Below are 3,633 nucleotides of genomic sequence, written 5' to 3' on the forward strand. Positions count from 1 at the left end.
CTCGCCACCCCGCGCGGCTTCTGCGCCGGCGTCGACCGCGCCATCCAGATCGTGGAGCGCACCCTCGAGAAGTATGGCACCCCGGTCTATGTGCGCCACGAGATCGTCCACAACCGCCACGTGGTCGACCGCCTGAAGGCGCTTGGCGCGATCTTCGTCGAGGAGCTGTCGGAGTGCCCGACCGACCGACCGGTGGTGTTCTCCGCCCATGGGGTGCCCAAGTCGGTGCCGGCCGAGGCCAAGGGCCGCCAGATGCTCTATCTCGACGCCACCTGCCCCCTGGTCTCCAAGGTGCACGTGGAAGCCCAGCGCCACCATGACTCCGGCCGCGAGATCGTGCTGATCGGTTATGCCGGACACCCCGAAGTGGTCGGCACGATGGGCCAGCTTCCCGAGGGGGCGGTCACCCTGATCGAGACGGTCGAGGACGCTCGCGCCTACACGCCGGTCAACGCGGCCAATGTCGCCTTCGCCACCCAGACGACGCTTTCGGTGGACGACACCGCCGAGATCGTGGCGGCGCTGAAGGAACGCTTCCCCGAGATCTCGGCGCCTCACAAGGAAGACATCTGCTACGCCACGACCAATCGCCAGGACGCGGTAAAGGCCGTGGCCGCGCGCGCCGAGGTGCTGCTGGTCCTGGGTTCGGCCAATTCGTCCAATTCGGTGCGTCTGGTCGAGGTCGCCAAGCGGTCTGGCGCGAAGGCCGCCTATCTGATCGACGACGCGCCGGGGTTGGATCTCGCCTGGCTGGACGGGGTCTCGACCGTGGGGATCACCGCCGGGGCCTCGGCCCCCGAAGACCTGGTCCAGGACCTGATCGACCGCCTGGGCGGGGCCTTCGACGTGACCGTGGAGAACGTCAACACCGTCCGCGAAACGGTGAGTTTCAAGTTGCCGCGGGCGTTGACGACTTAGGCGCGCGCCCCCGCGGCGGCGCCAGCCCCTTCAGATTCTGATCGCACTTGTCGGCGTCGCCGAAGAGATGCAGCGCGTTGCGAAGGGCCAGGACATGCTCGGCGGGCCGGCCCTCGGCGTCCGTCGCCCAACGCCAGTATTCGCTGTGGGCGAAGCCGGGCATGCCGGGCTCACGGCGCACGGCGACATCCAGTGGTCCGCGTCCGAACCCTTCGGGCGGTTCCTTCGCCACCGGCCCCCCGACAATGTCGCCGCGGAACAGGCTCTCGGTCTCGAAGAAGATATTGGTCCAGCAAGTGACGCCGAACACCGCGGCATGATGCGGCTTGCCGGCGTAGGTGAAGCTTCCGGATGCGGTCTCCGAGGGCGGACAGACGGCGTAGCGGCGCACCCTGACCTGATCCTTGAAGTCGTCGTGATCCTTGGCCATCAGCAGACTGCCATAGGTCAGGGGGCTGCCAACGGTGATCAGGTCGCTCACCAGCCAGGGACAACGCGATTCCTCGACCGGCGCGTTGGGCGCGCGGCCGCGCAGCGTCTTCAGGATTCCGCGCAGGAGTTGACCGCTCGAGGCGTACTCCGTCGTTCGCCACTCCACCGACGCCGGATCCAGCCGTGACTTCGGATGGCACAACGCCTTGTGATAGGCCCGGACCGCGGAGCGGAAGCTGAGCCGGGCGTCGACCAGGGCCTGGCCCTCCAGGTCCTGTAGGGCCGCGCCGGCGGCCTCAACCGCCTCGCGCTCGGCCGTTGAGGCCGTGTGGTCGAACAGCCGGTAGACATTGCCCCAGTACTGCATGAGCACGTTGTAGGCGACGACGGTCCCCAGGCTATGGGACAGGAAGACGATGCGGTCGTATCGCCGTTCGGAATTGTGGAGCGCTTCCAGCAGCTCCATCCCCCGCTTGCGGATCCGGTCGCGGGCCGGAAGGTTCTCCGGCGTGGCGCGCAGCATTCGCGCCGAGTCCGCCATGACGGGCACGAAGAACGTGCGGCTCAAGACATAGCCGAGGAAGGCCAGTCCGATCAGAACCACGATCATGAGAGCCGCGATGAGACTGTGGGCGGTGGCCAACAGGGTCGAGACGTGGGGCGTGAGCGACGCGTAGGCCTCGCGGTCGTAGCCGAAACAGCCCGGCCCCTTTTGAACGAGCTCCACCATTTGGCACTGGTTCTGGAGCAGCGGTACGGTGAAGGCGCCGAGCAGGAGCGATGCGGCGATCAGGATGACGCCGGCCGTGAGCGCCTTGGCCCGGTCTGGGCGTCTGCTGAGCCAGTAGGCCTGAGCCGCCAGAAGGAAGACAATCAACAGCGCCCAGAAATTCGACCACGAGAGGAGGTCGGCGTTCCAAAGGCGAACAGCGGTGACAAGACCGAACAGCCACGCCACCAGTCCGACCCAAAAGGCCGACGCCATCGCCAGCTTCCGGATCGGCGTCAGCGGCTCCGGGACCTCGGCCTGGTCCCGGTTCATCAGGTCCATGAACCAGCGCCAGACGTGGACCAGCCGATTGCCTTGCATTAGGTCGGCCCAGTAGAACTGGTAGAAGTCGACCTGCAGGTCCGGCTCGCCCTCGCGACGCAGGGTGCTGGTGACCAGGCGACGTTGCTCGGACATGTCGGCGTCGTAGACGGGCACGCTCCAGACCCCGCGATTGATCGGCGGGTCCGACAGCGCCGACTCGCCGTTCAGCGTCCAGATGCTGTGGGCCAGTTCCACCACATCCTGCATCGGAACCTGTTCGCCCTGGCCGTGGGTGAAGATCACCGCCACGCGCTCGACGGACCGCTCCTCGCGGGTTCGTTCAGCGGCTGTTTCGACCTTGGCGTTGTCCATCGCCCTGCTCCCTGGGGCGCGACGTCGGCGCCACAAGCATAGTGATCAACTTATGCGTTTCGACGTCAAGCACGACCGCTTGGCGGGATATTGGCCGCGTCGGCGCGCGCGGCGCGCGTCCGGCCTTGACCGCCCGCCCTGGCTCCCCCATCCAGCCGACCCATGGCGGTCTATACGGACATCACCGACGAGGAGCTGAACGGGCTCCTGGCCGACTTCGACCTTGGCGCGCCGCTGGCGTTCAAGGGGATCGCCGAAGGCGTCGAGAACTCCAACTTCATGCTGGAGACGCAGGCCGGCCGGTTCTTCCTGACCATCTATGAGAAGCGGGTGCGGGCCGATGAGCTGCCCTTCTTCCTGGATCTTCTGCGCTGGCTGGCCGACCACGGCTATCCCAGCGCCGCGCCGGTGGCCGACCGGGCCGGCCGCACGCTGAAGGAGGTGCGGGGCAAGCCCGCGGCGATCGTCACCTTCCTGCCGGGCCTGTCGGTTCGCCGCCCTACCGCCGCCCATTGCCGCGAGGCCGGCGAGGGCCTGGCGCGGTTGCATCTGGCGGCCCAGGGCTACCCGGCGATCCGCGCCAACGACCTGGGCCAGGAGGCCTGGGCGCCGATGTTTGAACGGCTGCGCGACGCCGCCGAGGGGCTAAAGCCCGGCCTCGCCGCGACCATCGCCGGCGACCTCGACAGGCTGGCGGCGCGCTGGCCCTCGGGCCTGCCACAGGGCATCGTCCACGCCGACTACTTCCCCGACAACGTCTTCTTCCAGGGCGGCCGGTTCGCCGGCGCCATCGACTTCTACTTCGCCTGCGTGGACGCCTTCGCCTACGACATCGCCGTGGCGCTGAACGCCTGGTGTTTCGAGGCCGACGGAAGCTT

General features: G+C 67.7%; 3 protein-coding genes. 2 read left to right on the plus strand and 1 reads right to left on the minus strand.

The window, feature by feature from the left end:
- Positions 1-918 (plus strand): 4-hydroxy-3-methylbut-2-enyl diphosphate reductase (gene ispH / locus RMO04_RS06605; RefSeq protein WP_309643993.1); only part of this gene is annotated, 918 nt, incomplete at its 5' end.
- On the opposite strand, the gene RMO04_RS06610 is transcribed toward ispH, so the two are convergent.
- A complete protein-coding gene (locus RMO04_RS06610; protein WP_309643994.1) occupies positions 890-2,755 on the minus strand; it encodes a hypothetical protein in 1,866 nt (621 codons plus the stop codon). The genes ispH and RMO04_RS06610 overlap by 29 nt on opposite strands.
- Before the next feature lie 162 nt (positions 2,756-2,917).
- Between RMO04_RS06610 and thrB the strand changes: the two genes are divergently transcribed.
- Positions 2,918-3,633: homoserine kinase (thrB, locus tag RMO04_RS06615; RefSeq protein WP_309643995.1), on the plus strand; the 716-nt coding region annotated here is incomplete at its 3' end.

The sequence above is a fragment of the Phenylobacterium sp. genome (assembly GCF_031412415.1).
Taxonomy (GTDB): Bacteria; Pseudomonadota; Alphaproteobacteria; order Caulobacterales; family Caulobacteraceae; genus Phenylobacterium.